This is a genomic window from Actinomadura sp. WMMA1423, assembly GCF_006547145.1.
GTDB lineage: Bacteria > Actinomycetota > Actinomycetes > Streptosporangiales > Streptosporangiaceae > Spirillospora.
The window spans coordinates 2,346,425-2,370,187 of record NZ_CP041244.1 but is presented as its reverse complement, the minus strand read 5'-3'; the positions used below and the strand labels follow the sequence as shown (position 1 = coordinate 2,370,187).

The 23,763-nt window shown below is 72.5% G+C and carries 26 protein-coding genes; 14 read left to right on the top strand and 12 right to left on the bottom strand.

Translation table 11 applies throughout. The annotated features are described in order from the left end of the window. Positions 1 to 126: 126 nt before the first annotated feature. Positions 127 to 531 carry a nuclear transport factor 2 family protein gene (locus tag FKD65_RS11000; protein ID WP_141577355.1) on the bottom strand — a complete coding sequence of 135 codons (405 nt, stop codon included), beginning with the start codon at positions 529 to 531 and terminating at the stop codon, positions 127 to 129. Between the two features lie 82 nt (positions 532 to 613). Here FKD65_RS11000 and FKD65_RS10995 point away from each other — a divergent pair, with 82 nt between their 5' ends. Beyond that, positions 614 to 1,159: a TetR/AcrR family transcriptional regulator gene (locus FKD65_RS10995; RefSeq protein WP_141577354.1), complete on the top strand. Its 546-nt coding sequence runs from the start codon at positions 614 to 616 to the stop codon at positions 1,157 to 1,159. Between the two features lie 22 nt (positions 1,160 to 1,181). Here FKD65_RS10995 and FKD65_RS10990 read toward each other — a convergent pair whose 3' ends face one another. Together FKD65_RS10990 and FKD65_RS10985 are read right to left on the bottom strand one after the other, a co-directional pair. Then, positions 1,182 to 1,610 (bottom strand): SRPBCC family protein, encoded by a 429-nt coding sequence (locus FKD65_RS10990; RefSeq protein ID WP_141577353.1) that lies wholly within the window; start codon positions 1,608 to 1,610, stop codon positions 1,182 to 1,184. After that, the gene (locus FKD65_RS10985; RefSeq protein ID WP_141577352.1) at positions 1,550 to 2,470 is read right to left on the bottom strand and encodes a LysR family transcriptional regulator; all 921 of its coding nucleotides are present in this window, start codon (positions 2,468 to 2,470) and stop codon (positions 1,550 to 1,552) included. Before FKD65_RS10985 ends, FKD65_RS10990 begins: the two co-directional genes overlap by 61 nt. 69 nt (positions 2,471 to 2,539) lie before the next feature. On the opposite strand from FKD65_RS10985, the gene FKD65_RS10980 reads away from it, so the two are divergent. Further along, on the top strand, positions 2,540 to 3,067 hold the full coding sequence (locus FKD65_RS10980; RefSeq protein WP_141577351.1) for a hypothetical protein: 528 nt from the start codon (positions 2,540 to 2,542) through the stop codon (positions 3,065 to 3,067). On the opposite strand, the gene FKD65_RS10975 is transcribed toward FKD65_RS10980, so the two are convergent. Both FKD65_RS10975 and rpsT read right to left on the bottom strand, forming a co-directional pair. Further along, on the bottom strand, positions 3,009 to 3,545 hold the full coding sequence (locus FKD65_RS10975) for an RNA 2'-phosphotransferase (RefSeq protein WP_141586737.1): 537 nt from the start codon (positions 3,543 to 3,545) through the stop codon (positions 3,009 to 3,011). The genes FKD65_RS10980 and FKD65_RS10975 overlap by 59 nt on opposite strands. A gap of 47 nt (positions 3,546 to 3,592) precedes the next feature. After that, positions 3,593 to 3,862 (bottom strand): 30S ribosomal protein S20, encoded by a 270-nt coding sequence (gene rpsT / locus FKD65_RS10970; RefSeq protein WP_141577350.1) that lies wholly within the window; start codon positions 3,860 to 3,862, stop codon positions 3,593 to 3,595. Positions 3,863 to 4,104: 242 nt separating this feature from the next. On the opposite strand from rpsT, the gene lepA reads away from it, so the two are divergent. Then, positions 4,105 to 5,946, top strand: coding sequence for a translation elongation factor 4 (lepA, locus tag FKD65_RS10965; RefSeq protein WP_141577349.1), 1,842 nt, complete (start codon positions 4,105 to 4,107; stop codon positions 5,944 to 5,946). Between the two features lie 6 nt (positions 5,947 to 5,952). Here lepA and FKD65_RS10960 read toward each other — a convergent pair whose 3' ends face one another. From FKD65_RS10960 to FKD65_RS10950, 3 genes are all read right to left on the bottom strand, one after another. Continuing rightward, positions 5,953 to 6,462, bottom strand: coding sequence for a DUF4870 domain-containing protein (locus FKD65_RS10960; protein WP_141577348.1), 510 nt, complete (start codon positions 6,460 to 6,462; stop codon positions 5,953 to 5,955). A gap of 148 nt (positions 6,463 to 6,610) precedes the next feature. Beyond that, positions 6,611 to 8,017, bottom strand: a complete 1,407-nt coding sequence (locus FKD65_RS10955) for a hypothetical protein (RefSeq protein ID WP_141577347.1) — start codon at positions 8,015 to 8,017, stop codon at positions 6,611 to 6,613. A 100-nt stretch (positions 8,018 to 8,117) separates the two neighbouring features. Beyond that, a complete protein-coding gene (locus tag FKD65_RS10950) occupies positions 8,118 to 9,002 on the bottom strand; it encodes a hypothetical protein (RefSeq protein WP_141577346.1) in 885 nt (294 codons plus the stop codon). Between the two features lie 185 nt (positions 9,003 to 9,187). Between FKD65_RS10950 and FKD65_RS10945 the strand changes: the two genes are divergently transcribed. From FKD65_RS10945 to FKD65_RS10935, 3 genes are all read left to right on the top strand, one after another. Beyond that, entirely contained in the window at positions 9,188 to 9,628 is a 441-nt protein-coding gene (locus FKD65_RS10945) for a hypothetical protein (RefSeq protein ID WP_141577345.1), read from the top strand. Positions 9,629 to 9,667: 39 nt separating this feature from the next. Further along, on the top strand, positions 9,668 to 10,876 hold the full coding sequence (gene hemW, locus FKD65_RS10940) for a radical SAM family heme chaperone HemW (RefSeq protein WP_141577344.1): 1,209 nt from the start codon (positions 9,668 to 9,670) through the stop codon (positions 10,874 to 10,876). Between the two features lie 118 nt (positions 10,877 to 10,994). Then, positions 10,995 to 11,993: an IS481 family transposase gene (locus FKD65_RS10935; protein ID WP_141575150.1), complete on the top strand. Its 999-nt coding sequence runs from the start codon at positions 10,995 to 10,997 to the stop codon at positions 11,991 to 11,993. On the opposite strand, the gene FKD65_RS10930 is transcribed toward FKD65_RS10935, so the two are convergent. Continuing rightward, positions 11,990 to 12,814, bottom strand: a complete 825-nt coding sequence (locus FKD65_RS10930; RefSeq protein WP_240810079.1) for a DUF3097 domain-containing protein — start codon at positions 12,812 to 12,814, stop codon at positions 11,990 to 11,992. The two genes, FKD65_RS10935 and FKD65_RS10930, sit on opposite strands and share 4 nt — an antisense overlap. Before the next feature lie 204 nt (positions 12,815 to 13,018). Between FKD65_RS10930 and hrcA the strand changes: the two genes are divergently transcribed. The 3 genes from hrcA to FKD65_RS10915 all read left to right on the top strand — a co-directional run bounded on the left by hrcA (position 13,019) and on the right by FKD65_RS10915 (position 16,043). After that, positions 13,019 to 14,029, top strand: a complete 1,011-nt coding sequence (gene hrcA, locus FKD65_RS10925) for a heat-inducible transcriptional repressor HrcA (protein ID WP_141577342.1) — start codon at positions 13,019 to 13,021, stop codon at positions 14,027 to 14,029. Then, positions 14,030 to 15,163 (top strand): molecular chaperone DnaJ, encoded by a 1,134-nt coding sequence (dnaJ, locus tag FKD65_RS10920; protein WP_141577341.1) that lies wholly within the window; start codon positions 14,030 to 14,032, stop codon positions 15,161 to 15,163. A 148-nt stretch (positions 15,164 to 15,311) separates the two neighbouring features. Then, positions 15,312 to 16,043, top strand: a complete 732-nt coding sequence (locus FKD65_RS10915; RefSeq protein ID WP_141577340.1) for a 16S rRNA (uracil(1498)-N(3))-methyltransferase — start codon at positions 15,312 to 15,314, stop codon at positions 16,041 to 16,043. 6 nt (positions 16,044 to 16,049) lie between these two features. Here FKD65_RS10915 and FKD65_RS10910 read toward each other — a convergent pair whose 3' ends face one another. Beyond that, complete coding sequence (locus FKD65_RS10910; protein ID WP_141577339.1) at positions 16,050 to 16,736, bottom strand: hypothetical protein; 687 nt, start codon at positions 16,734 to 16,736, stop codon at positions 16,050 to 16,052. Beyond that, positions 16,733 to 17,275 (bottom strand): SigE family RNA polymerase sigma factor, encoded by a 543-nt coding sequence (locus FKD65_RS10905; RefSeq protein WP_240810078.1) that lies wholly within the window; start codon positions 17,273 to 17,275, stop codon positions 16,733 to 16,735. Before FKD65_RS10905 ends, FKD65_RS10910 begins: the two co-directional genes overlap by 4 nt. Positions 17,276 to 17,621: 346 nt before the next feature. On the opposite strand from FKD65_RS10905, the gene FKD65_RS10900 reads away from it, so the two are divergent. From FKD65_RS10900 to FKD65_RS10885, 4 genes are all read left to right on the top strand, one after another. Beyond that, complete coding sequence (locus FKD65_RS10900; RefSeq protein ID WP_141577337.1) at positions 17,622 to 17,966, top strand: histidine triad nucleotide-binding protein; 345 nt, start codon at positions 17,622 to 17,624, stop codon at positions 17,964 to 17,966. Between the two features lie 135 nt (positions 17,967 to 18,101). Beyond that, entirely contained in the window at positions 18,102 to 19,166 is a 1,065-nt protein-coding gene (locus FKD65_RS10895) for a PhoH family protein (RefSeq protein ID WP_141577336.1), read from the top strand. Next, a complete protein-coding gene (ybeY, locus tag FKD65_RS10890; RefSeq protein ID WP_141577335.1) occupies positions 19,163 to 19,639 on the top strand; it encodes an rRNA maturation RNase YbeY in 477 nt (158 codons plus the stop codon). Before FKD65_RS10895 ends, ybeY begins: the two co-directional genes overlap by 4 nt. Further along, positions 19,639 to 20,985, top strand: coding sequence for a hemolysin family protein (locus tag FKD65_RS10885; protein ID WP_205718628.1), 1,347 nt, complete (start codon positions 19,639 to 19,641; stop codon positions 20,983 to 20,985). Before ybeY ends, FKD65_RS10885 begins: the two co-directional genes overlap by 1 nt. Before the next feature lie 117 nt (positions 20,986 to 21,102). Here FKD65_RS10885 and FKD65_RS10880 read toward each other — a convergent pair whose 3' ends face one another. Next, positions 21,103 to 21,441, bottom strand: a complete 339-nt coding sequence (locus tag FKD65_RS10880) for a cytidine deaminase (RefSeq protein ID WP_141577334.1) — start codon at positions 21,439 to 21,441, stop codon at positions 21,103 to 21,105. 180 nt (positions 21,442 to 21,621) lie between these two features. Here FKD65_RS10880 and FKD65_RS10875 point away from each other — a divergent pair, with 180 nt between their 5' ends. Further along, positions 21,622 to 23,754 carry an MMPL family transporter gene (locus FKD65_RS10875; RefSeq protein ID WP_141577333.1) on the top strand — a complete coding sequence of 711 codons (2,133 nt, stop codon included), beginning with the start codon at positions 21,622 to 21,624 and terminating at the stop codon, positions 23,752 to 23,754. Positions 23,755 to 23,763 lie beyond the last annotated feature (9 nt).

Genomic DNA, 23,763 nt, shown 5'->3' with positions numbered 1-23,763 from the left:
TATCGTTTTGGGGCCGCTCCGCTTGCGGTCACTGTGTCTGCGGCTGCCGGTCTGGGGAGGGTGCTCTGCGCCTGTGCTGGGGGCGGTCCGCCTGGGCCGCTTGTGTGCGTGGGGGCTTTGGGGTGGTCAGGTCAGGGCTTGCATTATCGCCAGGGTGTTCTGGTATTCGCGCCAGAGGGTGATTTTGCCGTCGTGCACTGTGAGGACGCCGATGAAGGCGGCGGTGGACTGCTTGGCAGTCCTGGTGTGCGTGCCGGTCAGTTCGTACTCCACGACGATGGTGTTCGGGTCGGTGGTGTCGTGGACGGCGACGGTGCGGCAGTCGTCGAAGCGGACGGGGAACGCCGCGCGTTGCGGGTCGGCGAACTCCAGGAACGTCTGCCTGCCCTCGAATCTGGTCGGCCCGCCGGGCGGCGCGAACGGGGTCTCGATGACGACGTCGTCGGCGAGGAGGTCGTCGATGAGGGCGGTCGGGTGGTCGAGCCAGCGCTGCTGCATCCGCTGGAACATCCCGCGCGGTGTGGTGTGCATGGCGTACGTCTCCTAACATGAGTGGGCACTCATGATGGGAAGATAATGAGTCCAGACTCATCTTGTCCAGGGGAGGTCGGGGATGCGCGCGGACGCGCAACGCAACCGGGAGCGGATCCTGGAGGCGGCGGACGAGGTGTTCGCCGGGGCCGGGCCGGACGCTTCGACCGAGGAGGTGGCGCGGCGCGCGGGGGTGGCGGTCGGCACCGTGTTCCGGCACTTCCCGACGAAGGCCGACCTGCTGCGCGCGCTGATGAAACGGCTGTTGCGGCAGGTCACGGACGACGCCGCCGAACTCATGGCGCGCGGGGACCCGGCGACCGCGCTCTTCGAGTTCTTCGCGCGGCTCGTGGAGCGGACGGCGGCGAACCGGACGGTCGTCGGCCTCCTCGCCGCCGAAGGGATGGAGGTGCCGATCACCGGACCGCTCGGATCGCTCGCCGACGCGGTGGGAGAGCTGCTCGTCCGCGGGCAGGAGGCGGGAGCGGTCGCCCGCGGGGTCCGTCTCGACGAGGTGATGGCCCTGCTGGTCAGCGCGTGTCAGGGTGCCCTGATGGGCGGTTGGGACGCCGACCTGCGCGGGCGGACGCTCGACCTCATGCTCGCCGGCCTCCGGCCGGCCGCCTGACCGCGGGCGGGAACCGCGCGCTCTAACCGGTGGGCTGCTGCTCGGCCTTGGTCTTCAGGCCCTGGGCCTCCATCACGACATAGCGGCGGGTGAGGCGCCCGGCCAGGAGGTTGAAGACGGGGGCCAGCGCGCCCTTCTGGTCGAGGGTGAGGCGGACGGTGACCTTGCCGTCGGGGGCGGGGACGATCTCGTGGGCGCCGGTCGTGGTGACGCCGGGGGAGCGGGACTCCCAGGTGAAGGTGCGGTTCTCCTCGAAGGCCGTGACCGTCCAGACGGCGGTGGGGAGCTTCGGCTGGCGGACGCGGGCCCGGCTGCCCAGGGTGAACGGCTCGTCCAGGACTTCGACCTCCTCCATCGAGGCGGTCATGTCGGGCCAGCGCTCGACGTCCTTCAGGAGGTTCCAGACGGTCTCGGGGGCGGCGTCGATGTCGACGGAGGTCTCGAAGCGCACGGCGTGCTCCTCAGCGAAGTGCGGATGGCGGCCAGGAGGCCGGTGACGAGGGGGTCGTCGGCCCTGTCCGGGAGGTGGAGGGCGTAGTAGGGGACTGCGGGCAGGTCGATGATCTCGCGGGCCGTCAGGCCGGGGGGAGGCGGGACGCAGCCGTTGACGACGGCGAGTCCGACGCCGAGGGACGCGAAGTGCAGCATCAGGGGCCACCCCGCGGCCTCGACCGCCAGCGTCCAAGGCACCTCGGCGGCGCGCAGGGCGCGTTCGAGGGTGACGCGGTGCGGGCCCTCGGCGGGCGGGACGACGAGCGAGGCGCCGGCGAGGTCGGCGAGGGTGAGGCGCGGCTCGGCGGCGAGCGGGTGGTCGTCCGGCATGACGAGCGTCTGGGGGTAGGACGCCAGCGGGACGGCCGTGACGTCGGCGGGCAGGACGTCGAGGACGGCGACGCCGAGGTCCGCGCGGCCGGTGCGCACGGCGGCGAGGGTGCGGGCGCGGTCGCCGTTGATCAGGCGGAGGCCGGGGCGGATCACGCCGCCGAGGAGGTAGAGGTAGGCGCCCTCCCCGGCGGCCAGGGTCGGGACGCGGGACGGGGACGCGCCCCGCACGTCCTCGAGGAACGCCGCCATCCGGGCGTCGAGGTCGCGGGCGAAGCGGGCGACCTGCTCGCCGGCGGGAGTGAGGGCGAGGCGGCGGCCGTGCCGGGTGTAGAGGGGGCGGCCCAGGGTGTCGGCGAGCTTCTGCACCTTGACGTGGAGGGCCGGCTGAGAGATGTGGAGGGCCTCGGCGGCGCGGGTGAAGTTGAGGTGGTCGGCGAAGACGGCGAAGGAGGCGAGCGCGTCGGTGGACAGGCGGCTCAGCTCCATAGGTAATGACTATAGCCTAGGAAGAGGTTAATAGTTCTGGATTAGCGGGTCCGGGTCGAAGGTTGGGTCATGGACATCGAACCGAGACTCGGCGTCGACTTCGGCCGGGTCATCCATGGCGGGCTCACGGCCCCCGGTGAGAACGACACCGCCTTCCTCGACGGAAGCTTCGAGGAGGCTCTCGCCTCCCCCGCGACGGACGGCGTCTACGAGGTGCTGCCCGGCCTGGTCGAGGCGTTCGGCGGACGGGCGTGGATCATCTCCAAGTGCGGCGACCGGGTACGGGAGAGGACCCTCGCCTGGCTCGACCACCACGACTTCTACGAGCGGACGGGCCTGCCGCGGGCCAACGTGCGGTTCTGCCGCAGGCGGCAGGACAAGGCCCGGCACTGCGCCGAACTCGGGATCACCCACATGATCGACGACCGGCTGGACGTGCACCGCGCCATCCGCGAGATCGTCCCTTACCGGTACCTGTTCGGGCCGAAGGAAGGCCCCGAATGGGTGCGGCACGTCCCCGACTGGGCCGCCGCGGAGGTCATTCGCTCAGATATCGCGGCGGCACCGTGTCGGCCAGCCACACGCCGTTCGCGCTGACGCGGAACTCGTGGCCGTCGGCCGCCATCCGTCCGGCCTGGACGGTCAGCACCACGGGGACGCCGCGCCGGGCGCCGACGCGCCGGGCCGTCTCGCGGTCGGGGGACAGGTGGACGGCGTGCCGCCCCATGGGGAGCAGGCCGTCCCGCAGGATGGCCTCGACGGAGCGGCGCACGGTGCCGTGGTAGAGGAGGTCCGGCGGGGCCGTCACCGGAAGGTTCAGCGAGACGGGGACCGAGTGGCCCTGGACGGCGCGGATCCGGTCCCCTGAGAGCTCGTAGCGCTTCTTGTCGTTGACCGCCACCACGTGTTCGAGTTCGGCGCGGGTGAGCGCGAAACCGTGGGCCGCGGCGGCCGAGAGCAGTTCGGCGACCTCCGCCCACCCCTCGGGGTCGAGGGTGAGGCCGATCCGCTCGGGGCGGTGCCGAAGGTGCTTGGCGAGGTACTTGGAGATCTTGACCGCGCGGCGCTCGTCCATGGACATGCGTCGGGGCCGGCGCGCGGCCGGCCCCGGGCGTGCGGCTCTTACTTGGCCTGCAGGGCGGCGGCCTGCCGGGCGATCGCCGACTTGCGGTTGGCGGCCTGGTTCTTGTGGATGACGCCCTTGCTGACGGCCTTGTCCAGCTTGCGAGCGGCGAACCGCTGCGCGGCGACGGCGTCGTCCACGTTGCCGGCCTCGGCGGCCTCGCGGAACTTGCGGATCGCCGTCTTCAGCTCGGACTTGACGGCCTTGTTGCGCAGGCGGGCCTTCTCGTTCTGCTTGTTGCGCTTGATCTGGGACTTGATGTTAGCCACGTCGTAGAGCCTCAGCTTGGTCGCGATCCTGGGCCTGCGCGTATCGGCAGGCGCTGACGAAAATGTCTGAACGGGGGCGGGACGGTGCCCCCGGGGCACGACGCTACGCCACACGCAGTCGCACAGCTTACCAATCACCGGGGCCCGTCCCAAACCGGGCCGTGCACGGAGCATCGCGCGGGACATGGGATTATGGGGGACACAGATCCCTGTCCACCTGTGAGCATTGCGAACGGACCCCGGTGCCAGCGCCCCAGCCTGACAAGACCGATCCCGCGATCATCCGCAACTTCTGCATCATCGCGCACATCGACCATGGCAAGTCGACCCTCGCGGACCGGATGCTGCAGCTGACCGGGGTGGTCGAGGGGCGCCAGATGCGCGCCCAGTACCTCGACCGCATGGACATCGAGCGCGAGCGCGGCATCACGATCAAGAGCCAGGCGGTCCGGCTGCCCTGGACGTCGGGCGGCGTCGACCACGTCCTCAACCTGATCGACACCCCCGGGCACGTCGACTTCTCCTACGAGGTGTCGCGGTCGCTCGCGGCGTGCGAGGGCGCGGTCCTGCTGGTGGACGCGGCGCAGGGCATCGAGGCGCAGACGCTGGCGAACCTCTACTTGGCGCTCGAGGCCGACCTGCACCTGATCCCCGTCCTCAACAAGATCGACCTCCCGGCGGCGCAGCCGGAGAAGTACGCCGAGGAGCTGGCGGGGATCATCGGCTGCGACCCCTCGGACGTGCTGCGCGTGTCGGGCAAGACGGGCGAGGGCGTCCGCGAGCTCCTCGACAAGATCGTCGAGGAGGTGCCCGCGCCGGTCGGCGACCCCGACGGTCCCGCCCGCGCGCTGATCTTCGACTCGGTGTACGACACCTACCGGGGCGTCGTCACCTATGTCCGGATCATCGACGGGCACCTGTCGCGGCGCGAGAAGAGCCTGATGATGTCGACCGGGGCCGCCCACGAGACCCTGGAGGTCGGCGTGATCTCCCCGGAGCCCAAGCCCGTGCAGGGCCTCGGCGTCGGCGAGGTCGGCTACCTGATCACCGGGGTGAAGGACGTCCGGCAGGCGCGGGTCGGCGACACCGTGACCGGCGCGTCCCGGCAGGCGCCCGAGGCGCTCGGCGGCTACCGCGACCCGAAGCCCATGGTGTTCTCGGGCCTGTACCCGGTGGACGGCGACCAGTACCCCGAGCTGCGCGACGCGCTCGACAAGCTGCGGCTGAACGACGCCGCGCTGGTCTACGAGCCGGAGACGTCGGCGGCGCTCGGGTTCGGGTTCCGCTGCGGCTTCCTCGGCCTGCTGCACATGGAGATCGTCCGGGAGCGGCTGGAGCGCGAGTTCAACCTGTCGCTGATCTCGACCGCGCCGAACGTGGTGTACCGGGTCGTGATGGAGGACGGGACTGAGCACACCGTCACCAACCCCAGCGAGTTCCCCGAGGGCAAGATCGGCACGGTGTACGAGCCGGTGGTGAAGGCGACGCTGCTGTCCCCGTCCGACCACATCGGCGCGATCATGGAGCTGTGCCAGGGCCGCCGCGGCGTGCTGCTCGGCATGGACTACCTGTCGGAGGACCGCGTCGAGATCCGCTACACGCTGCCGCTCGCTGAGATCATCTTCGACTTCTTCGACCAGCTGAAGTCCAAGACGCGCGGGTACGCCTCGCTCGACTACGAGCCCAGCGGCGAGCAGGAGTCCGACCTCGTGAAGGTCGACATCCTCCTGCAGGGCGAGTCGGTGGACGCCTTCAGCCAGATCGTGCACAAGGACAAGTCCCGCGAGTACGGCCTGATGATGACGGCCAAGCTCAAGGAGCTGATCCCCAGGCAGCAGTACGAGGTGCCGATCCAGGCCGCGGTCGGGGCGCGCATCATCGCCCGGGAGAACATCCGTGCCATCCGCAAGGACGTCCTCGCCAAGTGCTACGGCGGCGACATCTCCCGCAAGCGCAAGCTGCTGGAGAAGCAGAAGGAGGGCAAGAAGCGGATGAAGACCATCGGGCGGGTGGACGTCCCGCAGGAGGCCTTCGTCGCCGCCCTCTCGACCAGCGGCGGCGAGGCCGACAAGGGCAAGAAGTAGCCGCCGCTACTTGAGCAGGGGCCAGGCCACCGCGGACGGCACGCGCCGGAACTCGCCGCGGTTGGCGGCCCTGCCCGCGTACACCAGGAAGAACATCACGACGGCCGTGAACAGAAGCGGCACCCAGATGAAGAAGTCGACGGCCAGCGACAGCAGCCCGAAGACGACCCAAACGGCGATGGACGCGATCCCCATGTTGAGGCCCTGCGCGGCGTGCCTGCGCACGAACGGCGACCGGGCCTTGCCGAGGTAGACGACCGCCGGGGCGATCGCTCCGAGGAGGAACTGGCCCACGTACGCCATCAGCGACCACGTCTTCTCGTCGTCGGTGACGGGGCCGAAGTGGCCGGGCATCTGGGCGGTGCCGTTCCCGCCCTGCGGCTGCTGCTGCCAGCCCATGCCGGACTGGGGCTGCTGCGGCTGCTGCCAGGCGTTTCCGGGCTGCTGCCAGGGGGCCTGCTGCTGCCATTGGGGCTGCTGTCCCTGACCGGGCGGCGGGGGAGGCCCGTAGGCCATGGCGGTCGTCCTCTCCGGGGTTCGCTATGCAAGCTATTGGCGAAGTGTATGACTCCTTGGACGCGCGTGGAGTTCGCCCCGGTTCCCTATGAACAGGGGCCCGTGGCCGGTTCGCGCCACGGGCCCCTTCACGGTGCCTGGAGTGGGGTCAGGGACGCCAGAGGACGGCGGAGGGGTTCGCCTGCGTGAGCGTGACCGACCCGTTCCACTCGACGGACGAACGCTGAGGCAGGAACGAGTCGTCCAGGAAGAACCCGCGGTTGACGGACGTCACGGTGGCCGGCGCGCCGTTGTCCCCGAACCCGGTGGGACGCCGGACGGCCTCGATGCTCGCGATGTCGGAGACCGTCGTCCCCTCCGGCAGTTCCACGGTGGTGGCGACGGCGCCGTCGCGTTCGATCGACCAGGTCGGCTCGTCGTGGTCGGAGCGGTACAGCCGGGACGGGTCGGACCTCAGCCGCACGCCCAGTGCGACGCCCGGAGCGGACCCGGCCCCGGTCGCGGCGCCCGTCGTCTTGGAGAACTCCGCGAACAGGTACGTCCGCGGGTCGCCGACCTCGCGCGTCGCGGGGTCGGACGGCTTCTCGATCTTCCCTTCGCGGAGCATCTCCTGCGCCGCGATCCGGTAGGTCCACGGTTCCCGGTCCATGACGACCTCGCGGGCGCGGCCGTCCGGGCGCGTCCCGGAGGAGTCCAGCAGGAAGCGCAGCGGAGGGGCGGGCGAGACGGCGTCGCACATGTTGTTGTTCTGGGTGCAGGTCTGGAGCACCGGGTGGTCGCCCTCGTAGCGGCCCGTGAACTTCAGGGTCAGGTGCATGGGCGCCTGGTAGACGGCGGTGCCGTCCACGCGCCGGCCGGACGGGTCGACCTCGACCCGGTAGATCCACTCGATGTCGGTCGTCCGGCCCCAGCGGGCCATCAGCGCGGGGGTGTCGGTGCCGCCGTCCTCGTTGCTCCACACCACGGAGTACTCGATGATCCGATGGCCGGGAGCGGCGGCGGGACGGGTCTCGTGCCAGGCGATCAACGGGGTGTCGGTGGTCGCGTTCTGGTAGGGGTCGCCGGTCGGCCACCCCGTCCGGCCGACGACGACGGGCGCGTGGCGCAGGGCGAGCGCGTCCGCCGCGGGCATGGTGACCCGGGTGCGCCGGAGCGTGACCCGGCGGGCCGCGGGCGCGCTGCCCTTGGCGAACCGCAGGGTCACCCTGTGGCGCCCCTTGCCGACGTGCCCGAGCCCGAGGCTGCGGGGGATGGGTTCGGACGAGGGGACGACGAGGTCGGTCACATGGCGCCCGTCGACGGCGATCGACACGACGGCCGACTCGGCGCCCTCGCGGACCCAGGAGACGCCCGGGGCGGAGGCGCTGAAGGAGATCAGCGCCTCCCCGTCCCGGCGGGCGGTGAACGGCAGCGACCCGGCGGGGCCGCCGCGGTGGACGTTGATCGTGCCGGGCGTCCCGGCGGCGTGGGCGGGGGAGGGGAGGAGGGCGAGGGGAGCACCGGCGAGGGCTGCGCCGGTCACGGCGAGCACGGCATGGCGCGCGCGGCTTCTCATGATCGGCGAACCTAGGCCGCCCCGGTTGCGTTCCGGTGACGGCGCGGTCCCCCGTGGGTGTCGGCTCCGTGTGCGCCGGGTGCGCGGGGGTCCGCGCGCGTCAGGAGCCGCTCCACAGTGGCGACAGCGCCGCGGGCACCCCCAGGGACACGCCGGTGAACCGCTCCGCCTCCTCGGCCCCGTCGGGCGCGTGGAGCGTGAGCCCGCAGCCCTCCAGCCGGACGGAGCGGCCGCGCCTGACGATCTCGTGGTCCAGTTCCCGGAGCAGGGCGACGACGTCGCCGGCGGGCTCGTCGAGCAGGTCGACGCCGTCGAGCCGGAACCGCATCTCGGGGTTGCCGCTCCAGCCGGGCGCCCGCGTGCCGCAGATCTGCGCGAGCCGCTCCACGCCGTCCTCGCCCCGGCCGGTGGACAGCGACAGCGTCCCGCGCCCCACGCGTACGCTGCGGTGCCCCGCCCAGCCGCACAGGAACGACGGCTTCGGCGGGAGGGTGCCGCAGCGCTCGGCGACCGCGTCGAGGGTCGTCCAGGCGTCGGCGGCGCTGGTGGAGAACAGCAGGCTCGCGTCCGGCAGCAGCGCCCCGCGCCCCGGCTCCAGCGTCACCAGGAACGGCGGCACCCGGCCGGGGAACCGGGCCGGGTCGGCCTCCCGCAGGGTGACGATCCCCTCCCACTCGACGGGCTCCTCCACCGCGAACCAGGTGATCGCGGCCTCGGCGCCGAACCGGCGGAACGTCGTGTCGGTCAGCCGCTCGGCGACCGCCTCCCGCAGTCCCTCGGCCGTCTCGGCGAGCCTGCTGCGCCACCACGCCGGTTCCGGGTCCGGGCGCCCGCCGGCGGACCAGCGCGTCCCCGCGCCGGCGAAGTCCGAGCGCAGCTCGGCTCCCGCCTCGTCCACCAGCACCCAGTGCCAGCCGTCCGGCTCGCCTCGCAGCAGGACGCGGGCGGGCACGCGCTCCCGGCCGGTCGCACCCTCATTTCGCATCCGGACGACCATATCCGTATTCGTTGCGGTGTCTCAGGCGGTCGGCGGCCGAAGCGGCGGCGGCCTCGCCGCGACACGGCCTCGCCGCGACACGGCGGCGGCTGCTCGACTCGGACGCGGACGCCGGTACGGTCGGACGGGTACGGTGCCTGATCGATCGAACCGGCCCACCTCGCGGAGGCAGCGTGACCCACCCCGAGCAGGTTCTGCGTTCCGAGGAGGAACGGGAGACGGTGAACGGCGCCGTCCGCGCGCTGCGCTCCGCCGCCCCGGCGGGGTGGCAGCGGCTCGACTTCGAGTTCCGCGCGACGGTCGGCATCGACAGCGCCTCGCTCGAGGTCGAGGGCCCCGACGGCGGGCGCCGCACGGCCCTGCCGCCGGGCCAGGCCGTGGGGAAGATGGACGAGCTGCGCCGCGCCATGTACCGGTCCGGCAAGGGGGCCTGGTTCACCGCGCGCCTCCAGATCGAGCGCTCCGGCCACTTCAGCGCCGAGTTCGACTACGACGGCGAGCCCGAGTTCACCCCGCCGCTGGCCCCGTCCGCCTACGTCCAGGACCTCGACCGCTTCCCCCGCGCCGACGAGCACATCCCCGACTGGCTCCGCGAGAAGCTCGGGAACGCCTGACCGGCCGAAGCAGGCGGTGGAGCGCGGCAGACTTGAGGGGTGCCCTCGACGCTTCCTGACGGCGACCCCGTACCGGCCGACGGCGCGCTTCCCGCCAGTGCCCTGCGCGGCCTGGGAGAGCGCCCCTTCGCGTTCTACGTGCACGTGCCGTTCTGCGTGACCCGGTGCGGGTACTGCGACTTCAACACCTACACGGCCACCGAGCTGGGCCCTGGGGCGAGCCGCGAGTCCTACGCCGACACCGCCGTCCGCGAGGTCCGGATGGCCCGGCGCGTGCTCGGCGACGCCGACCTCCCCGTGGAGACCGTCTTCGTGGGCGGCGGCACGCCGACCCTGCTCTCCCCTGACGACCTCGGCCGCGTACTGGCCGCGATCGACTCCGAGTTCGGGCTCGCCCCCGGCGCGGAGGTCACCACCGAGGCCAATCCCGAGTCGGTGGACGAGGCGTACATCGCCAGGCTCCGCGAAGCCGGGTTCACACGCGTCTCGTACGGCATGCAGAGCGCGCGCGAGCACGTCCTCGCCGTCCTGGAACGCGCGCATACGCCTGGACGCGTCCCCCAGGTCGTCGAGTGGACGCGCAAGGCGGGCTTCGAGCACATCAACCTCGACCTCATCTACGGGACGCCAGGGGAGACCGACGACGACTGGAGAGGCTCCCTGGAAGCGGCCCTGGCGGCGGAGCCCGACCACGTGTCCGCCTACGCGCTCATCGTGGAGGAGGGCACCCGCCTGGCGGCGCAGGTGAGGCGCGGCGAACTGACCGCGCCCGACGACGACGCCATGGCCGACCGCTACCTGATCGCCGACGAGCTGCTCAGCGCCCACGGCCTGCACTGGTACGAGATCTCCAACTGGGCCGCGGACCCCCGCGCCGCCTGCCGGCACAACATGCTCTACTGGACGGGCGCCGACTGGTGGGGCGTCGGCCCGGGCGCCCACAGCCACGTCGGCGGAACCCGCTGGTGGAACGTCAAGCACCCCGCCGCCTACGCCTCCCGCCTGGCCGAGGGCACCACCCCCGCCCACGCCAGGGAGATCCTCACCGACGAGGACCGGCACATCGAGCGCGTAATGCTCGAACTACGCCTGGCCCAGGGCTGCCCCACCACCCTCCTGGACGACAAGGCCGCCCGCGGCCTGATGGACGAGGGCCTCCTAGACCCGATCCCCTACGAGCACGGCCGAGCAGTACTAACTCTCAAGGGCCGCCTACTAGCCGACGCAGCAGTAAGAGCGCTGTGCTAGCTGTACTGCCCACGGAGGTTGGGAACACGGCGGCGCGGTTGGATGATCTTGATATGAGGGAGGGCCTCCGGGTTCGGTGTGGATTGCGACATCTGCACCGGCACCACAGGAGGCCCTCATGCCCCACCGTAATGCCCCGCTGACCGAGACCGGACGCCTGCGCCTGGCCCGCTGCGTGGTCGATGGCCGCTGGCCGCTGCGGCGGGCCGCCGAACGGTTCCAGGTCTCGGTCGGCACCGCCCGGAGATGGGCCGCGCGGTATCGGGAGCTGGGCGAGGCCGGGATGGCCGACCGGTCCTCGCGCCCGCACCGCAGTCCGCGCCGTACCCCCACCCGGACCGAGCGGCGGATCATCAAGGTGCGGGTACTGCGCCGGTGGGGACCGGCCCGCATCGCCTACCTGCTCGGCCTCAACCCCGCCACCGTCCACCGTGTCCTGACCCGCTACGGCCTGCCCCACCTACGGCACCTGGACCGCGCCACCGGCCGCACCGTCCGCCGCTACGAGCATCCCGCGCCCGGCGACCTGGTCCACGTCGACATCAAGAAACTCGGCAACATCCCCGACGGCGGCGGCCACCGCGTGCACGGCCGCGCCACCGGCGGCCGCAACTCCTCGGCCCACCGCGACCCCCACCGGTCCCGCACCGTGCACGGCCGCCCCAACCTGGGCTACGGCTACCTGCACAACGCCGTAGACGACCACTCCCGCCTGGCCTACACCGAGATCCTGCCCGACGAGACCAAAGAGACCGCCGCCGCGTTCTGGCAGCGGGCCCAGGCATTCTTCACCGACGCCGGCATCACGGTGCAGCGCGTGCTGACCGACAACGGCTCGTGCTACCGCTCACGGCTATGGCACGACACCCTCACCGCCGCCGGCATCGCCCACAAACGCACCCGCCCCTACCGGCCCCAGACCAACGGCAAGGTCGAACGGTTCAACCGCACCCTTCTCGACGAATGGGCCTACAACCAGCCCTACCCCTCAGAGACCCAACGCCGCCAGGCACTCCCGCACTGGCTGCACACCTACAATCACCACCGCGGACACACCGCACTCGGCGGCCACCCACCCGCCAGCCGCGTCCCCAACCTCACGGGACAGAACAGCTAGCCCTGGGTTTGCACGGTCACGAAATCGATCAGTTCTTCTACGCGGCCTAGGAGGGCGGGTTCCAGGTCGGTGTAGGTGTTCACCGAGTTGAGGATGCGCTTCCAGGCGGCGGGCGGGTCGTCGGGCCAGCCGAGTTCGGCTATCACGCCTTCCTTCCAGGGGATGCCGCGGGGGATGCGGGGCCAGGCGCGGATGCCCACGGCCGCGGGCTTGACGGCCTCCCAGATGTCGATGAACGGGTGGCCGGTGACGAGGACGTAGGGCGAGGTGACCTGGGCGGCGATCCGGGACTCCTTGGAGCCCTCCACGAGGTGGTCGACCAGGACGCCGAGGCGCCGGCCCTCGTCCGGTGCGAACTCCTCGACGATGGAGGGGAGGTCGTCCACGCCTTCGAGGTACTCGACGACGACGCCCTCGACGCGGAGGTCGTGGCCCCATATCTTCTCGACCAGCTCGGCGTCGTGGAGGCCCTCCACGTAGATGCGGCTCTCCTTGGCGACCTGCGCCCGCAGGCCCTGGACGGCGATGGAGCCGGAGGCGGACCGGGCGCGGCCCTTCGGCGCGGCGCCCGGCCGGACGAGGGTGACCGGCTCGCCGTCGATGAGGAACCCGGACTTGGTCAGGGGGAAGACCCGGCGCTTGCCGAACCGGTCCTCCAGGGTGACCCCGAACTTGTCGCAGCCGACCACGGCGCCGCAGAAACCGCTGCCCGGGTCCTCCGCGACGAGCCCCGGCTCCGCGGGGACCTCCGGGATCTGGCCCTTGCGCGGCCTGCGCCAGTCGCCCGCCAGCACGTCGTTTCCGTACTTCTTACTCCGCACGGGTCCGCACATTAACCCGCCGGGCCGCCCGTGCCCCGCCGCCCCGGGTTCCTCGGCGTGGCGTCCGCTCCGGGGCCGGATAGGATCACGCAGCCATGCGGAGAGTGCGGGGGCGCTCCAGCCGAGCCTTCCGGGCCGTAGACTTGGCACTCGAAAGCAAGGAGTGCCAGGAGCACGGCCCGGCCGGACGAAGGAGGTGACAACGTGCTGGACGACCGGAAGCTAGCGGTCCTGCGCGCCATCGTCGAGGACTTCGTCTCCACCAACGAGCCGGTGGGGTCCAAGGCGCTGGCCGACCGGCACAACCTCGGGGTGTCGCCCGCGACCATCCGCAACGACATGGCGGTGCTGGAGGAGCAGGGCTACATCGCCCAGCCCCACACCAGCGCGGGGCGCGTCCCCACCGACAAGGGATACCGGCTGTTCGTCGACCGGCTGTCCACCATCAAGCCGCTGTCGGTCGCCGAGCGCCGCGCCATCGAGACGTTCCTGTCCGGCGCGTACGACCTCGACGACGTCGTCGGCCGGACGGTGCGGCTGCTCGCGCAGCTCACCCGGCAGGTCGCGGTGGTGCAGTACCCGTCGCTGACCCGCTCGGCGGTGCGGCACGTGGAGCTGGTCCCGGTGGCGGAGGGGCGGCTGCTGCTCGTCCTGATCACCAACACCGGGCGGGTGGAGCAGCGCGTCATCGAGACCGGCCCGATCTCCGAGGAATCGATCGGCCACCTCCGGGCGTTGCTCAACACGTGCCTGGACGGGCTCGGCTTCGGCGAGGTCCCGGCCGCGGTGGCGGACCTGCCCGACAAGGTGGGCCCGGACGAGCGGCCGGTCGCGGCGGCGGTGCTGTCGGTGCTGCTGGAGACGCTCGTCGAGAAGCACGAGGAGAAGATCGTCTTCGCGGGGGCGGCCAACCTCGCCGCCGTGGACTTCTCGCAGAGCCTGCGGGAGGTGCTGGTGGCGCTGGAGGAGCAGGTCGTCCTCATGCGGCTGCTCGGCGAGACCGGCGACTCCTCTACAGTTACGGTGCGGATCGGCACCGAGAACCCCGACCAGGGGCTCAAGTCGACCTCGGTCGTCGCCGCCGACTACGGGGTGGGCGACCTCACTCTGGCCCGGCTGGGAGTGCTCGGGCCGACACGCATGGATTACCCCAGCACGATGGGAGCGGTACGGGCAGTGGCACGCTACGTGGGACAGATCCTGGCGGGGTCGTAAGTGGCGAACGACTACTACGCGACCCTGGGCGTCCGGCGGGACGCCAGCGCCGACGAGGTCAAGAAGGCCTACCGCCGGCTCGCGCGGGAGCTCCACCCGGACGTCAACCCGGATCCGGAGACCCAGGAGCGGTTCAAGGAGATCACCCAGGCCTACGAGGTGCTCTCGGACCCCAAGAAGCGCGAGATGTACGACCTCGGAGCCGACCCGTTCGCGTCGGCGGGGGCCGGGGGCGCCGGGGGGTTCGGCGGCGCCGGGTTCCCCTTCAGCGACATCATGGACGCCTTCTTCGGCACCGCGACCTCGCGGGGCCCGCGCTCGCGCGCGCGGCGCGGCCGGAACGCGACGCTGCGGGTCGAGCTCGACCTCGCCGAGACCGCGTTCGGCACGACGCGGGAGCTGTCCATCGACACCGCGGTCGCCTGCACGACCTGCGAGGGGTCGGGCTGCGCGCCCGGCACCCACCCGGAGACGTGTGAGACGTGCCACGGGCGCGGCGAGGTGCAGCAGGTCCAGCGCTCGTTCCTCGGCCAGGTCATGACGGCCCGTCCGTGCCCGGCGTGCGGCGGCTTCGGGTCGGTGATCCGCAACCCGTGCACCGAGTGCTCCGGCGACGGCCGGGTCCGCACCCGGCGGACCGTCAAGGTCAAGATCCCGGCCGGGGTGGAGAACGGCATCCACATCCAGCTCGCCGGCGAGGGCGAGGTCGGCCCGGGCGGCGGCCCGCCCGGCGACCTGTTCCTGGAGATCGTGGAGAAGCCGCACCCCATCTTCGAGCGGGAGGGCGACGACCTGCACTGCACGGTCGAGATCCCGATGACGGCGGCGGCCCTCGGCACCAGCGTCACCATCGAGACGCTGGACGCCGCCGAGAGCGTCGACATCAAGCCCGGCACGCAGTCGGGGCAGGTCATCACGCTCTACAACCGGGGCGTCCGGCACCTCAACGAGAGCGGCCGCGGCGACCTGATGATCCACGTCAACGTGGAGACGCCGCACAGGCTCGACGAGGAGCAGGAGGAGCTGCTGCGGCGGCTCGCGACGCTGCGCGGGGAGGAGCGCCCGCCCGGCAGGTTCGCCCCCGGGCAGCGCGGCATGTTCTCCCGGCTCAAGGACGTCTTCAACCAGCACTGAAGCGCAGTGGCGGAGGCCTACCGGGAAGGCCTCCGCGGCGACTAGGAGCATGGTGGTGGGGCCCCGCGCGAACGGCGCGGGGCCCGGCCCTACGGAGAGCAGTGATGTGTTCAGCTGACCGGGGGCCCGCGCCCCGCGGGCGCCTCGGATGAGCCCGCCGGTCTTCCTCGCCGGGACGGACGCGCTGGAGCGCGACCGCGTCCTGCTGGACGGGCCCGAGGGCCGGCACGCCGCGGCCGTGCGGCGGCTGCGGCCGGGGGAGCGGGTCGACCTCACCGACGGCGAGGGCCTCCTGGCCGAGTGCGCGGTCACCGCCGCCGACCGGGCCTCCCTCACGCTGGACGTGCTGGCCCGGCACCGGGAACCCCCGCCCTCGCCGCGCCTCGTGGTCGTCCAGGCCCTCCCGAAGGGCGACCGGGGCGAACTTGCGGTCGAGACCATGACCGAGGTCGGCGTCGACGAGATCGTCCCGTGGTCGGCGTCCCGGTGCGTCACCCGCTGGCGCCCGGAGCGCCGAGAGAAGGCCCTCGGGCGCTGGCGCGCGACCGCGCGCGAGGCCGGCAAGCAGGCCCGGCGGAGCCGGTTCCCCGCGGTGCCGGAGCTCGCCTCCACCGATGACGTCGCGGAGCGGATCGCCGCCGCGGCCCTGGCCCTGGTCCTGCACGAGGAGGCCGATGCGCCGCTGAGCGCCGTGGAGCCGCCGGCGGAGGGCGAGATCGTCCTCGTGGTCGGCCCCGAGGGCGGGATCAGCGAGGACGAGCTGGAGCGCTTCGCCGCCGCGGGCGGCCGCGCCGCGCGGCTCGGCCCTACCGTCCTGCGCACCTCGACGGCGGGCGTCGCGGCGGCCAGCGTGCTGCTGGCCGCCACCGGCCGCTGGTAGCGCCGGTCAGGGCGTCGTGGAGGCGCCCTGCTCGGTGATGTTCGAGGGCGTGCTCGACTCGGTCGGCGGCGTCGGCTGCTCGCTCGGCTTGGTCGGCGGCTCGGGCGTGGTGCTGGGGGGCGGTGACGAGGGCGGCGTGCTCGGCGTCTGCGTCGGCGTCTCGCTCGGGCACGGCGTGGTCGCCGGCGTCGGCGCGGGGGACGTGCCGGCCGAGGTCCCCGGCGAGGGGATGCGGCAGGACGAGAGCCCCGGCGAGGAACTGGGGCTCGGGGACTGCGAGTCGCTCGGCTCGCCCGCCTCGCTGCCGCCGGGCGACGAGGGGCCGGGGAACTCGGGCCCGTTCCCCTGGCCGGTCTGGTCCCCGGTGGCGTCGCCGCCGCCGTGGCCGGCCTGGCTGCTGTTGCCGACCGACTGCTGGATCAGGTCGATCGTCTGCGGTGCCGTCACGCCCAGTCCGGCGATCACCACGGCGGCGGCCACGGCGAGGGCGGGCCGCGCCCAGTTCACGGTGAACCGGTCGAACCCGAAGCGCGCCGGGCCGAAGCGTCCGAGACCGAACCGGCGGCCCTGGCCGCCCTCGATCCGGGCCCGGATGCGCTCCAGGCCGTCGCCCGCGGGATTGACCGAGTCCGCCTCCGCGTGCAGGGCGCGGCGGAGGATCTCGCCGTGCTCGTCGTGGTGGTCGGTGGTCATGAGAACTGCTCCAGGACGTTGCGTAGCGCGGTCATGCCCCGCGCCGTATGACTCTTCACGGCGCCGCGGGAGATGCCCATCGCACCGGCGATCTCCGCTTCGGACAGATCGCCGTAGTAGCGAAGGACGAGCGCCTCCCGCTGGCGGGCGGGGAGCCGGGAGAGCGCGTCGATCACCGCCGAGCGCTCCAGCTCCCCGATGGCGCCGGCTTCCGCGCTCGGCGCGTCGGGCAGGCCCTTGGGGGCGTACTTCTCGACGACGGCGCGGTGCCGGAGCACCGATCGCGACCGGTTGACCACCGACTGCCGCAGGTACGACAGGGCCTTGTCCGGGTCGCGCAGCCGGCGCCAGCCGCCGTGCATCGCGACGAACGCGTCCTGCACGACCTCCTCGGCCGTCCCCGCGTCCCGGACGAGCATCGCCGCCAGGCGCACCAGCGAACGGTAGTTGGCGCTGTAGAGGGCGGTCACCGCCTGATCGGCGTCCCAGGCGGCGGCCACCGCTCCCGCCGTGCCCCTGGCCACGAGGGTCTCGGTCACGTCAGTTGGACGCGCACCCTCGTCGTTCGGTTTACGAAAGGGCATGTCCTGGTTTGCCTCGGTCACCTATCCGCCGCCTTTGCCGGCCCCTCGCCGTCCATTCGGACGAACGCGTCCGACCGGCATCTAACGGGCGTTCCCGCCGGGCGAGGTGCGCCGCAACGCCTTGTGGACCGGGGGGTCACGCCTTGAGCCGACAACCATAGCCAGTGGCCGGTCGCAATGCCGACGGCCACCGGGAGTCGACTCGGTGAAACCCTATCCGCCACGGCCGATCGTGATCCATGACTCTGCCGGTCCCGATAGGATTTTCGAGCGGTCACGGACCGCCCGCGAGGGGAGACAGATGACCGACTGCCTGTTCTGCAAGATCGTTTCCGGGGACGTCCCCGCCACGATCGTCCGCGAGTCGGCGGGGACGGTCGCGTTCCGCGACATCAACCCGCAGGCGCCCACGCACGTCCTGGTCATTCCGCGCGACCACCACCCGACGGCGGCCGAGCTGGCCGCGGCCGACGCCGAGCTGCTCGCCGAGCTGGTGCGCGAGGCCCACCAGGTCGCCGCCGACGAGGGCATCGCCGAGACCGGCTACCGGGTCGTGTTCAACACCGGCCCCGGAGCGGGCCAGACGGTGTTCCACGTGCACGCCCACGTGCTGGGCGGGCGCGGCCTCAACTGGCCGCCCGGCTGAGCCGCCGGGCAGGGCCGCCCGCCGCGCGGGAAATGCGGCGGCGGCGTGTCGGGGGTCGCCAGTACGATGGAACCGGTACACCTTGACACCCGGAGCAGACAGAAGGCAGGTCCGAAAGGCCGCAAGGCCCGGCTGATGGTCGAATCAACTCACGCGAGGCCGACGCGCGACGACCGGACAGGCTCGCGCTCGCAGATCAAGATCGTGGTGCCGGACGAGCATTCGATGGTGAGCCTGCTGGGCTCCCGCGACGAGTTGCTCCACGCGATCGAGCACGCGTTCGGCGCCGACATCGACATCCACGTCCGCGGCAACGAGATCACCGTGACCGGCCCGGAAGGTGAGACCGACCTCGTCTCCCGGCTCTTCACCGAGATGCTCGAGCTGCTCAAGGGCGGGACCCAGCTCACCCCCGACGCCGTCGAGCGCAGCCTCGCGATGCTGCGCGGCGAGAGCGGCGCGCGCCCCGCGGAGGTCCTCACCCTGGACGTGCTGTCCAGCCGTGGCCGGACCATCCGCCCGAAGACGCTGAACCAGCGGCGCTACGTCGACGCGATCGACAAGCACACGATCGTGTTCGGCATCGGGCCCGCGGGCACCGGCAAGACGTACCTGGCCATGGCCAAGGCCGTCCGCGCGCTGCAGGACAAGCAGGTCAACCGGATCATCCTGACGCGCCCCGCCGTCGAGGCGGGCGAGCGGCTCGGCTTCCTGCCGGGAACGCTCTACGAGAAGATCGACCCGTACCTGCGCCCGCTGTACGACGCGCTGCACGACATGGTCGACCCCGACTCGATCCCGCGCCTGATGGCCGCCGGCACCATCGAGGTCGCCCCTCTGGCCTACATGCGTGGTAGAACCCTCAATGACTCCTTCATCATCCTGGACGAGGCGCAGAACACCTCGCCCGAGCAGATGAAGATGTTCCTCACCCGGCTCGGGTTCGGGTCGAAGGTCGTGGTGACCGGCGACGTCACCCAGGTCGACCTGCCGAACGGGCAGATGAGCGGGCTGCGCGTCGTCCAGGAGATCCTGGACGGCGTCGGCGACATCCACTTCTGCCGGCTCGACAGCCGCGACGTCGTGCGGCACAAGCTCGTCACCGACATCGTCGACGCCTACAACCGCTACGACGAGAAGCAGGTGCCGCCGTTCAAGCAGGGCGCGGGCGGCGGCCCCCGCAAGCGGGGGCGGCAGTGAGCGTCGAGGTGCTGAACGAGTCGGGCGTCCAGGTCGACGAGCAGGGCATCGCCGACCTGTCCCGGCACGTCCTCGACGGGATGCGCGTCCACCCGCTGGCGGAGCTGTCGGTCCTGCTGGTCGACGAGGCCGCGATGACCGAGCTGCACGAGAAGTGGATGGACGAGCCGGGCCCGACCGACGTGCTGTCCTTCCCCATGGACGAGCTCCGTCCCGGGCACATGTCCGGCGGCGCCGACGAGGACGGCGAGACCGATCCCGGGCTGCTCGGCGACGTCGTGCTGTGCCCCGCCGTCGCCGAGAAGCAGGCGCGGGACGCCGGGCACAGCACCGCCGAGGAGCTGGAACTGCTGTGCACGCACGGCATCCTGCACCTCCTGGGCTACGACCACGCCGAGCCGGAGGAGCACAAGGAGATGTTCGGCCTGCAGGCCGGGCTCCTCGGCTCCTGGCGGGAGAAGCGCGGCGGTTGATGAGCACCGCGCAAGCGTGGCTGTCCGCCCTGGCGGTGGGCCTGGTCTTCCTGGCGGGCCTGCTGGCCGGCACCGAGACCGCGCTCGCCCGGGTGTCGCGCGTCACCGTCGAGGAGGCCGTCCGCGAGGGGCGCCGCGGCGCCAGGCGGCTGGCCGAGGTCGTCGCCGACCCGGCCCGCTACGTCAACATGGTCCTGCTGCTGCGGATCGGCTGCGAGCTGGTCGCCACCGTGATCGTCGCGGACCTGTGCATCTCCTGGCTGGACGAGACCTGGCGCGCCTACGTCACCGCCGCCGCCGTCATGATCCTCGTCAGCTACGTGGTGATCGGCGTGGGGCCGCGCACCCTCGGCATCCAGCACGCCGACCGGATCGCGCTGGCGGGCGCCGCCGTGATCCACCCGGTGACGCGGGTGTTCGGGCCGCTGCCCCGGCTGCTCATCCTCCTCGGCAACGCCCTCACGCCCGGCAAGGGCTTCCGGGAGGGCCCGTTCGCCTCCGAGGCGGAGCTGCGCGACCTGGTCGACCTCGCCGAGCAGCGCAGCCTGATCGAGCCGGTCGAGCGGGAGATGATCCACTCGGTGTTCGAGCTGGGCGACACCCTCGTCCGCGAGGTGATGGTGCCGCGCACCGACATCGTGTTCGTCGAGCGCACCAAGACGCTGCGGCAGGCGATGTCGCTGGCGCTGCGCAGCGGCTTCTCCCGCATCCCCGTCGTCGGCGAGAACGAGGACGACGTCGTCGGCATCGCCTACCTCAAGGACGTCGTCCGGCGCAGCCAGGAGCACCGCGAGGGCGAGTCGGTCGAGACGGTCGACTCGGTCATGCGGCCGGCGACCTACGTCCCCGACAGCAAGCCGATCGACGAGCTGCTGCGCGAGATGCAGGCCCGGCAGATCCACGTCGCGATCGTGATCGACGAGTACGGCGGCACCGCGGGCCTGGTCACCATCGAGGACATCCTGGAGGAGATCGTCGGGGAGATCACCGACGAGTACGACGTGGAGACCCCGCCGGTGACGTGGCTGTCCGACGACGCGGTCCGGGTCACCGCCCGCCTTCCCGTGGAGGACCTCGCCGAGCTGTTCGACGTGGAGATCGACGCCGAGGACGTCGAGACCGTCGGCGGGCTGCTCGCCCACGCGCTCGGCCGCGTCCCCATCGAGGGCTCCACCGCCGAGGTCGCCACCAGCGACGCCGGGACCGGCGAGACCGGCCCCGCGCTGTCGCTCAAGGCCGAGACCATCGCCGGCCGCCGCAACCGGGTCGGCACCGTCCTGGTGCGCCGCCTCGGCGCCCCGGTCGAGGGCGCCGAGAACCGCGCGGCCTCCGACCACTCCCGCTGACCGTCCGCCCGCCGAGGCCCCACCCGTCGGCGGACATGCAGAGGCGGCCGGATCACGTCCGCCGGGGGAGGCCGATGAGCGCGTTTCGCCGTCGCGCGGGGGCGGTGGCGGGCGGTCTCAGGGGCCGACCGTGTCGCGGACGCTTCCGTCGGGGGCGGCGAGCAGGACCGGGGCCTTCGGGCCGAGGTCGCGGACGGCGGCGATGTCGGCGGGGTCGGCGGCCTCGGCGGCGGTGACGACGGCGGCGGCCTCCAGGTCCTCGGCGCCGCTGGAGACGGCCATCGCGACGGCGACCTTGAGCGCCGAGAGCTTGAGGGACGGCAGGTCCACGCTCGTGGCGGAGTAGGTGCGGCCCGTCTCGTCGCGCACGGCGGCGCCCTCGGCGGCGCCCGTGCGGGCGCGCGCCGACCTGGCCAGGGTGATGATCTTCGCGTCCTCGGCGTTCAGCTCGCTCACGCACCCAAGCGTACGGGCATCGCGGACGGGCGGGGCGGGCGGCTCGGCGGCTCCCGAGCCCGGCCCGCGAGGCCGGGCCGGGCGGCCTGGTCGGCGGTCCGCAAGTCGGCTGCAAGTGGACGGCAAGGGCCGCACGTGAGCCTGTATGCCGTCGGACAATGCCGTTCTGGGGGAGAAGTGATGTCCCGTCTGCTCTACCGCCTGGGGAGGGCCGCCGCCGTGCGGCCCTGGCGGTTCATCGTCGTGTGGCTGGTGCTCGTCGCCGCGATGGCCGGGCTCTCCGGCGTCGCCGGGGGGACACTGCACGACAACTACACGATGTCCGGGACGGGCTCGCAGAAGGCCACGGACCTGCTGGAGGCCAGGTTCCCCGCGCTGTCGGGAGCCGACGCCCGCGTCGTGGTGCACGCGAAGTCCGGAAAGGTCGACCCGGTGAAGCTCACCGCGGCGGCGGGAGAGCTGCGCAAGCTGCCGCACGTCAGCGGCGTCGACCCGGCGGAGCTCGGCAAGGGCGGCGCGACCGCGCTGATGACCGTCCGGTACTCGGTGCCGGTCACCGACCTCAAGCCCAAGGAGACCCTCGACCTGCTGCGGTCGGCCACGCGGAACCTGGACGCCGCCGGCTACCAGGTCGAGTTCGGCGGCCAGGTCCCCGAGAACGTGACGGCGCCCGGCGGCGTCGCCGAGGCCATCGGGATCGTGGCCGCCCTCGTCATCCTGCTGCTGGCGTTCGGGTCGGTGGTGGCGGCCGGGCTGCCGCTCGCCGTCGCGCTGGCCGGGCTCGGCGTCGGCGTGTCGGGGATCACGCTGGTGGCGGCGTTCACCGACGTGGCGACCACCGCGCCGACGCTCGCCACCATGGTCGGGCTCGGGGTCGGCATCGACTACGCGCTGTTCGTGCTGACCCGGCACCGGGAGGGGCTCGCGGAGGGCCTCGACGTCCCCGAGTCGGTCGGGCGCGCCATCGCGACCGCGGGCCTGTCGGTGATCTTCGCGGGGTTCACGGTGCTGCTGGCGCTGTGCGGGCTGGTGCTGTCGCGGATCCCGGTGTTCATGACGATGGGGTTCACCACCGGCCTCGTCGTCGCGGCGACCGTGCTGAGCGCCGTCACGCTGCTGCCCGCCGTGCTCGGCCTCGCCGGCCGCCGGGTGCTGCGCCGCCGCGACCGGGCCGCGGGCGCGCGGATCTCCGTGCATTCGCCGCGGGTCCGGCGGTGGGCCGTGCACGTCGGGCGGCACCCCTGGCCGTGGCTGCTCGCCGCCGCCGTGCTGATGCTCACCCTCGCCGCGCCCGCGCTCGGCATGCGGACGTGGCCGAGCGACGCCAGCAGCGAGCCGACGTCCAACACCGTCCGCAAGGCCTACGACCTCGTCGCCGAGGGGTTCGGCCCGGGCGCCAACGGCCCGCTCGTCGTCGCCGTCGATCTCACCAGGACCGACAAGGTCGCCCTGCCGGGGCTGCGGGACCGGCTCGAGGCCACCGAGGGCGTCGCGTCCGTGGCGCCCCCGGTGGCCTCCCCGCGCGGCGACGCCGCGGTGATCATGGTCACCCCGGACTACGGGCCGCAGGACGAGCGCGTGACCGGCCTCGTCGACCGGATCCGCGCGGACGTGCTGCCGCCGGACACCGAGATCACCGGGCTGACCGCCGCCTACGTGGACCTGTCCCGGATGCTGTCGGACCGGCTGTGGCCGGTGATCGGCGTGGTGGTGGCGACGTCGTTCGTCATGCTGATGATCGTGTTCCGGTCGCTGCTGGCGCCGCTGAAGGCAGCGGCGATGAACCTGCTGTCGATCGGCGCCGCGTACGGGGTGCTCACGGCGGTGTTCCAGTGGGGCTGGGGCGCCGAACTGCTCGGCCTGCCGCACAGCGTCCCGGTGTCGTCGTTCATCCTGCTGCTGATGTTCGCCGTCCTGTTCGGCGTGTCCATGGACTACGAGGTCTTCCTGCTCTCGCGGGTCCGGGAGGAGTGGCTGCTGCACGGCGACGCGCGCGGCTCGGTGTCCACCGGGCTCGCCGCGACCGGCCGGGTGATCAGCAGCGCGGCGCTGATCATGGTGGCGGTGTTCCTCGGCTTCGCCGCCGACCCCGGCCTGGTGATCAAGCAGATGGGGGTCGGGCTCGCGGTGGCGGTGGCGCTGGACGCCACGGTCGTCCGGCTGGTCCTGGTGCCCGCCACGATGTCGCTGCTCGGACGGGCGAACTGGTGGCTGCCGGGGCCGCTGGCCCGGGTGCTGCCCGAGATCGATCTGCACGGCGGCTCGGCGCCCGCCCCGGCGGCCGAGCGGCGGCCCGAGCCCAGCCGCGCGTAACCGGGGGAG

Excerpts from the sequence above, each read along its gene's own strand:
- FKD65_RS11000 (WP_141577355.1), bottom strand. The coding sequence starts at position 531 with ATGCACACCACACCGCGCGGGATGTTCCAGCGGATGCAGCAGCGCTGG.
- FKD65_RS10995 (WP_141577354.1), top strand. The coding sequence starts at position 614 with ATGCGCGCGGACGCGCAACGCAACCGGGAGCGGATCCTGGAGGCGGCG.
- FKD65_RS10985 (WP_141577352.1), bottom strand. The coding sequence starts at position 2,470 with ATGGAGCTGAGCCGCCTGTCCACCGACGCGCTCGCCTCCTTCGCCGTC.
- FKD65_RS10980 (WP_141577351.1), top strand. The coding sequence starts at position 2,540 with ATGGACATCGAACCGAGACTCGGCGTCGACTTCGGCCGGGTCATCCAT.
- FKD65_RS10975 (WP_141586737.1), bottom strand. The coding sequence starts at position 3,545 with ATGGACGAGCGCCGCGCGGTCAAGATCTCCAAGTACCTCGCCAAGCAC.
- FKD65_RS10960 (WP_141577348.1), bottom strand. The coding sequence starts at position 6,462 with ATGGCCTACGGGCCTCCCCCGCCGCCCGGTCAGGGACAGCAGCCCCAA.
- FKD65_RS10955 (WP_141577347.1), bottom strand. The coding sequence starts at position 8,017 with ATGAGAAGCCGCGCGCGCCATGCCGTGCTCGCCGTGACCGGCGCAGCC.
- FKD65_RS10950 (WP_141577346.1), bottom strand. The coding sequence starts at position 9,002 with ATGCGAAATGAGGGTGCGACCGGCCGGGAGCGCGTGCCCGCCCGCGTC.
- FKD65_RS10935 (WP_141575150.1), top strand. The coding sequence starts at position 10,995 with ATGCCCCACCGTAATGCCCCGCTGACCGAGACCGGACGCCTGCGCCTG.
- FKD65_RS10915 (WP_141577340.1), top strand. The coding sequence starts at position 15,312 with ATGAGCCCGCCGGTCTTCCTCGCCGGGACGGACGCGCTGGAGCGCGAC.
- FKD65_RS10910 (WP_141577339.1), bottom strand. The coding sequence starts at position 16,736 with ATGACCACCGACCACCACGACGAGCACGGCGAGATCCTCCGCCGCGCC.
- FKD65_RS10900 (WP_141577337.1), top strand. The coding sequence starts at position 17,622 with ATGACCGACTGCCTGTTCTGCAAGATCGTTTCCGGGGACGTCCCCGCC.
- FKD65_RS10895 (WP_141577336.1), top strand. The coding sequence starts at position 18,102 with ATGGTCGAATCAACTCACGCGAGGCCGACGCGCGACGACCGGACAGGC.
- FKD65_RS10885 (WP_205718628.1), top strand. The coding sequence starts at position 19,639 with ATGAGCACCGCGCAAGCGTGGCTGTCCGCCCTGGCGGTGGGCCTGGTC.
- FKD65_RS10875 (WP_141577333.1), top strand. The coding sequence starts at position 21,622 with ATGTCCCGTCTGCTCTACCGCCTGGGGAGGGCCGCCGCCGTGCGGCCC.